Origin of the sequence: Methanomethylovorans sp., from assembly GCF_050177135.1 — an archaeon.
Taxonomy (GTDB): Archaea; Halobacteriota; Methanosarcinia; order Methanosarcinales; family Methanosarcinaceae; genus Methanomethylovorans.
This window is the reverse complement of sequence record NZ_JBFXHJ010000116.1, coordinates 1-6955: the sequence shown is the minus strand read 5'-3', so window position 1 is coordinate 6955 and position 6955 is coordinate 1. Positions and strand designations below refer to the sequence as shown.

At 44.7% G+C, this 6955-nt stretch carries 4 protein-coding genes; 3 read left to right on the top strand and 1 reads right to left on the bottom strand.

What is annotated here, in order from left to right; translation table 11 throughout:
• Window positions 1–941, top strand: a 941-nt coding sequence (locus AB7U21_RS09145; RefSeq protein WP_428388483.1) for an NADH-quinone oxidoreductase subunit N, incomplete at its 5' end; no start/stop codon positions are given.
• Window positions 942–954: 13 nt separating this feature from the next.
• Window positions 955–1317, top strand: a complete 363-nt coding sequence (fpoO, locus tag AB7U21_RS09140) for a F420H2 dehydrogenase subunit FpoO (RefSeq protein WP_333787048.1) — start codon at window positions 955–957, stop codon at window positions 1315–1317.
• A gap of 71 nt (window positions 1318–1388) precedes the next feature.
• Here the strand turns inward: fpoO and AB7U21_RS09135 are convergent, their stop codons facing one another.
• Window positions 1389–2693 carry a GntP family permease gene (locus AB7U21_RS09135; protein WP_428388480.1) on the bottom strand — a complete coding sequence of 435 codons (1305 nt, stop codon included), beginning with the start codon at window positions 2691–2693 and terminating at the stop codon, window positions 1389–1391.
• Between the two features lie 333 nt (window positions 2694–3026).
• Here AB7U21_RS09135 and AB7U21_RS09130 point away from each other — a divergent pair.
• On the top strand, window positions 3027–6955 hold a 3929-nt coding region (locus tag AB7U21_RS09130), incomplete at its 3' end, for a disaggregatase related repeat-containing protein (RefSeq protein WP_428388478.1).

Genomic DNA, 6955 nt, shown 5'->3' with positions numbered 1-6955 from the left:
TCTTCGGTATCTCTTTCATATATGGTGCCACAGGAACCACAAGCATTCCGGGTGTGGCAGCGAACATCGATATACTTCTAGGAAGTCCAATGGGGCTGTTATCTGTGGTCCTGATGATAGCAGGTCTGGGCTTTAAGATCGCTCTCGTTCCATTCCACATGTGGGCACCCGACACTTACCAGGGTTCTCCCTCAGTTGTGTCCTCATTACTTGCAGCAGGTTCAAAGAAAATGGGCTTTGTTGCAGCTTTCAAAGTGTTCATGATAGCTCTGATAGCTCTGCAGGCCGAGTGGACTACAGCATTTGCAGTACTTGCAGTGATCACCATGACCCTTGGTAATGTTGTGGCTCTCTCACAGACAAGTGTCAAGAGAATGCTTGCGTATTCTTCGGTCGCCCAGGCAGGTTACATAACCATGGCCTTTGTGGTTATGAGCAAGACAGCTCTGGCAGGTGCAATATTATATGCTCTGTCACATGGTTTCATGAAAGCAGGTGCATTCATAGCCACTGCAGCGGTCGTATACATGGTCCTTTCGGAGAAAAAGGATTCAGAAACTCCTGACGATATTGATAACTTCCGGGGACTTGGCAGACGTATGCCTGTAACTGCTCTCTGCATGACGATCTTCCTCTTTGCCCTTGCAGGTATACCCCTTACAGCAGGTTATATGAGTAAGTTCGTCCTCTTTGCATCCACTATAGAGGCAGGACTGGTGTGGCTTGCAGTGATCGCGATCCTCAACAGTGCGATCTCATTGTTCTATTACGCCAGGGTAGTAAAATACATGTATTTCCTGCCTTCTGATGGTGAAAAGATCGCAGAACCCATGCCTTACACATTTGCAATGCTAATTGCAGTGATATTTGTACTGGCTATTGGTTTCTGGTCAGAGCCGTTCCTTTATTGGGCAATGGAAGCCGCAAAGGTGTTGATCTAAGGAGGTAAAGAATATGGCAGATTGCGATCTATGTAGTGTTTCAATACCCACTGTCGTCCCAGTAAGGGTTTTTGTGCCCCGGTTTGAGAACTCGTATCCGGAAGGTATCTGGAAAGGGCTGTGTGAACCATGTCTTAAGGCAGCAAAAGAGACTGCTGATAGATTTGCCACATCCAGTTCATGCGGCACTGCTGGAAAATGTGACCTATGCGCAGCTATTGCCCAGCTGCAGCCAGCACAGATTTCCAGACCTTCTTTCTCAAAAGGACAGGAAGAAGATACTGTTATGCTCTGCAAAAAGTGCCTTGCTGCTGTGCAGGAAGCAGACAAGAACTGGCAAAAGGAAAAGGAACAAGAACATCATGACCACCACTAAGACCGGACAATAATTCTGGTCTTATTTTTTCTATTTTTTAGTTTCTTTTTTCATATTTGGCTGCCTGATTTTTAAAACATTATCACATATACACATCCGAGAAGCAGCAAGCCTGCTAATCCCATCAGGATACCTCCGAACGTGTAGTATCTGAGTGCTTCACCGGTTTCAAGTTCTGCAAGATCTCTGAATATCCAGAAAAAGGGATCGTTCACATGCGATACCAGGAAAGTGCCACATGCCATTGAAAGGAGACTGATCTCAGCCGGAAGTCCAAGCTGAGGAAAGATGGGCATTATCAGAGAAGGTACTACCAGCATCGTGACAACACGCGAACCTTGCACCGTCTGCACAGCCACAGCTACCAGGAAAGGTATCAACAGAGTAGGAAGAGCAAGGTCCAGGAACATTTTACCCAAAGCTTCGCCTGCTCCTGTCATTGTAAACGTGGCTCCCAGCGCCCCTCCTCCGCAAAGATCAAGCAATACAATTCCACTACGCCTGATAGCTTTTTCTATCCATTCATGCAGCTCTTTTCCATAAGATCTTGACCACACCAGACAGAGCAGCACACCGATCAATAAAGCCACATTGGGATCTCCTATGAATGCTATCAATGGATGAGTGAAGAATGCACCTGCCAGTATCAACAGAATGGGAAGACATATAGGAATATATGCTGAGGCTCTGCTTTTTGATCCTTTACTAAGGGAGGTTGCTTCAAGGACATAGTCATGTTCCTTCATCTTTATTGACCTTGTTGCATATCTGTATCCCAATATTGATATGGGAAAGGCTATCACAAGTCCCATGAAGAAGACTTTAGCAATATCCACATGCATCTCAGTGGCAGCACTTATTACAGCAGGTGAAGGATACAGAAGACCAAAGGATGCCAGTGTACCAAGTACGAGCGAAGTTGCAGCAATTCCGGCCGGAATGTTTGATCGACGGCTCACATCCTTAGCCAGAGGAGAAAATACCACAAAGGCAAGGATGGAACACATAAAAGGTACGGCAAAGATAAATCCAAGCATGTTAAGGGCAAGCAGTGGTCTTTTAGATACTTTGATCAGGTCACTGGCAATAATGGCCATGCCCCCGTTTTTTTCCAGTACTATACCTAAGATACTGCCGGCGGTAATTATTATGGCAAACTGGGAGAATACTTTTCCCATGCCAGAGGATATGGTACTCAGCGCTTCTTCAGGTCTGCCAGCCATTATTCCTATGCACAAAGAAGCCAGTACAAGACTAAGAAAAGGATGAAGCCTTACATAAGTTGTCAGTATAAGTACGAGTATCAGTGCAAGTAAAAAGATCAGCAAAGGCTCCATATGGATTATATTTGTTTCCTTGCCCTTAAACCTTAACACACAGAAGAGACCACTTGATCACATAAGGTGGTTTAGGATTTCAATAAATATCCTCAAAACAGGGGTATGTTATAACGAAACAGATGAACAATATATTATAATATCTAAAGTCCATGTTCAATAGACAACAACAGATTGGTCCGAGTTTTCAAACCAAATATTATCAACTACAGAAACCTTTATTTTGTTAAATACGAACAAGTTTTGAAGCAACATTCTTCATTAACTTATTTATAAAGCAGGTCATGAAGCTACACGATATACGATTTTTTATGTTCATAGTTATTATATTGATGACCAGATACTTTTCAATAATGGTGAATAGCCATGATTATGAAAAACGTACCTACCATAGTTTTTATTTTTTTATCGTTAACTATCTCCCTTACAGTATGCGGTGCAAGTGGATCGATCGTATATGTCGATACGGATGGAACCGGAGATTACAACTGTGACGGGAAAAATGATCACATTGAAATAAACAAAGCGCTGGCATATATTGATGGACTTGGAGGCGGTACTGTCTACCTAAAGGGTCCAAATACATACTGGATCGATAGTACCCTGAATGTAGGTGCCGACACTGTTCTTACAGGTGACCCAACAGCTGAGATCAAATTGGTTGCAAATGCCGGTTGGGCATCACAGGTTCCACTAATAAGGGGTAACAACGGAGCCGACAATATCGTCATCACCGGATTTACTATCGACGGTAACAGCGAATCACAATCCGGGATAACCAAGGGTCAAGGATATTATAATCTGATATTGTTCCAGAACTCAGATAATATCGAGGTATCCCATATGCGTCTGGAATGGGGTACAGGCGATGGAATGAAAGTTTACAACGGAAATGGTATAAAATTCCTTTACAACGACGTGTACAAGCTCGGTCATGATGCATGCTATATGTTGTATTCCAACAACGGGGAAGTTGCATACAATACTGTGATGACACGGACGAACAGCGCATGCAGGATCACGTGGGGATCACATTTCACTGTGCATGACAATGTTTTCTACTCTGCTTTATCAGGAGGCGAATCCACAGGTCCGGCTATCGAAATAGATAAAACAAATACAGGCAGTACAGCAGTATTTGATGACATAGAGATCTACAATAATAAGATCTATTCAATTAATGGAGCAGGCATCTGGATGTTTGCAGGATATCCTGATAATGTGATCCGTGCAAAGAACGTTCACATACACCACAATACTTTTACTAAAGTCGGACAGTATGCTACGAACACAGGATACAGCAATGCAGCCATCGTGATCCAAAATTTTAACAATACTATCATTGAGAACAATGTATTTGATGATGGTGGCCATGCAGCAATAAAATGGTATGTGTGGTCCGGGCACATCACACAGCAAAAAGCACAGTTCACCACCTATGTGAGGAACAATATCATAATGAATAGTGATGGAGTAAGTGGAGTTACAGGCTCAGGCGTGGGTATATGGAACACACAGCCATCCTACGCGAAGTTCATAGTTCAGAATAACAATATCTACAACAATAAGAATGGTCAAACCTATGGCTCAGGTTTCACAATGAGTGACAACCTCAATGTTGATCCACAATGTGTTGATCCAACCAATTCACAACTCAGTTCACGTGACTACCATCTTAAGAGCGAGGCAGGCCGTTATTCAAATGGCAAGTGGGTAACAGACTCAATATCGAGCCTACTGATAGATGAAGGTAATTCCAAATGTGCTTGCAGCAGCGAACCCTCTCCGAATGGCGGAGTAATAAACATTGGCCGATATGGTAACACTGCCGAAGCTTCCAAGAGTGGTTCATCATTGTCACCGATCTCAAATCAATATGAAGATTCACAAACCAATTATGATAACAGGTTACGTGAGGCAGCTCCTACCACTGTTCTTTCCGATTCCACCTATATTGACATTGGAAGGAGCAGTAGTAGTTACAGAGATGTTATGTGGTTCGATCTAAGTGAGTACAATACAACGGACACAATATCCGAGGCAATGCTTTCACTCTACTGGTATTATCCTTCAGCCAGCACCCGGAGTTCTGACACTGTGGTGGATATCTACAGGCCGGCTTTGGCATGGGATCCCGAGTATGTGACGTGGACTTCCCGGGATTCTGGTATCCCATGGAACACAGCAGGAGGAGACTGGTATGACAAGAACGGCATATCTCAGGGCAATAATCCATATGCATCTCTTACATTCCCTGCCAGCACGATACCTGGAAACAAGTACTATGAGTTCGATGTTACGGAACTCGTGCAGGAATATGTGAGCGGTGAACATGCTAATACCGGTTTCTTCCTCAAGGCCAGGACAGAGAGCGGGAATTACATTGCATTCTACAGCTCAGAGTGGTCCAATGCTGATCAGAGACCGAAACTGACCGTATCTGCCAGACCGTTCATTGCAGATGAATTGCCGGTTGCAGATGCAGGTTCTGATATGACCGCACTCACTGGTTCAGCTGTTAGTTTCGATGCAAGTGCTTCTGCCGATGATAACGGCATAGTTTCCTACTCATGGGACTTTGATGCATCAAATGGCATAACTTCTGAAGCCACAGGTGTAACAGCCACTCAAACGTATACCATTGCGGGTAATTACACTGTGACCCTGACTGTCACTGACACCAGTGGTCAGACAGCCACAGATTCATTGAAGGTGGTTGTCAGTGCTGCGCCAGTTACAAATATTGTCCTTGATCAGATCACTTATGATAACAGGTTACGTGAGCTATCACCGACCACTGTTCTTTCCGATTCCACCTATCTTGATGTCGGAAGGGTCACAAGCAGTTGCAGGGACCTCATGTGGTTCGACCTAAATGCATACAACACCACTGATATAATATCTGAAGCAACCTTGTCACTGTATTGGTATTATCCAACTGGTGCTACACGTACTTCCGATACTGTAGTAGAGATATACAGACCTGCTTCCGAATGGGATCCAAATTATGTAACCTGGAACTCCAGAACCTCTACTTCTGCATGGAGCACAGCAGGAGGAGACTGGTATGACAAGAACGGCATATCTCAGGGCAATACTCCATACGCATCTCTTACATTCCCTGCCAGCACGGTACCTGGAAACAAGTACTATGAGTTCGATGTTACGGAACTTGTGCAGGAATATGTGAGCGGTGAACATGCTAATACCGGTTTCTTCCTCAAGGCCAGGACAGAGAACGGGAATTACATTGCATTCTACAGCTCAGAGTGGTCCAATGCTGATCAGAGACCGAAACTGACCGTATCTGCCAGACCGTTCATTGCAGATGAATTGCCGGTTGCAGATGCAGGTTCTGATATGACCGCACTCACTGGTTCAGCTGTTAGTTTCGATGCAAGTGCTTCTGCCGATGATAACGGCATAGTTTCCTACTCATGGGACTTTGATGCATCAAATGGCATAACTTCTGAAGCCACAGGTGTAACAGCCACTCAAACGTATACCATTGCGGGTAATTACACTGTGACCCTAACTGTCACTGACACCAGTGGTCAGACAGCCACAGATACGTTGACGGTGGTTGTCAGTGCTGCGCCAGTTACAAATATTGTCCTTGATCAGATCACTTATGATAACAGGTTACGTGAGGCAGCTCCTACTACTGTATATTCTGATTCCGCATATCTTGACATTGGAAGAAGCAGTAGTAGTTCCAGAGATGTTATGTGGTTCGATCTAAGTGCGTACAATACAACGGACACAATATCCGAGGCAATGCTTTCACTCTACTGGTATTATCCTTCAGCCAGTACCCGTACCTCTGACACAGTGGTGGACATCTACAGGCCGGCTTTGGAATGGGACCCCGGGTATGTGACATGGACTTCCCGTGCCTCTGGTACCCCATGGAACACAGCAGGAGGAGACTGGTATGACAAGAACGGAGTTGTCCAGGGCAGTACTCCATACGCATCTCTTACATTCCCCGCCAGCATGGTACCTGATAACAAACACTATGAGTTCGATGTCACTGAACTCGTGCAGGAATATGTGAGCTGTGAACATGCCAATACCGGTTTCTTCCTCAAGGCCAGGACAGAGAGCGGCAATTACATTGCATTCTACAGCTCGGAGTGGTCCAATGCTGACCAGAGACCGAAACTGACCGTATCTGCCAGACCTTTCATTGCAGATGAATTGCCGGTTGCAGACGCAGGTTCTGATATGACCTCACTCACAGGTTCAGCTGTTAGTTTCGATGCAAGTGCTTCTGCTGATGATAACGGCATAGTTTCCTA